This window comes from Polaromonas sp. P1_G2, from assembly GCF_056405515.1.
The window spans coordinates 1-360 of record NZ_JBFUBY010001751.1; the positions used below are offsets into that span (position 1 = coordinate 1).

The window sequence follows — 360 nt, forward strand, 5'->3', positions numbered from 1 at the left end:
AGGCAAGGCGCCGTCGACTGCAGCGTCTTGGTGCGGACATTCTCCCAGAGGCGCATCAGATATTCGAAGTCGCGCTTAACCTCGGCCTTGGTACGGTTGGCGCCGGCTGTGCGCAGGATCACGCCCATGCCGTTCGGCACTTCCAGGTCCTTGGCGATTTCCTTGAGGCGCTTGCGGTCCTGCGGGCTGGTGATCTTGCGGGAAATGCCGCCGCCACGTGCCGTGTTCGGCATCAGCACCGAATAGCGGCCGGCAAGCGACAGATAGGTGGTCAGAGCGGCGCCCTTGTTGCCGCGCTCTTCCTTGGCGACCTGAACCAGCATGATCTGGCGGCGCTTGATGACTTCCTGGATGCGGTAC

General features: G+C 63.1%; 1 protein-coding gene. It reads right to left on the minus strand.

What is annotated here, in order from left to right; all coding sequences use genetic code 11:
• Positions 1 to 360, minus strand: a 360-nt coding sequence (locus AC1D0P_RS32425; RefSeq protein ID WP_477680470.1) for a ribonuclease E/G, incomplete at both ends; no start/stop codon positions are given.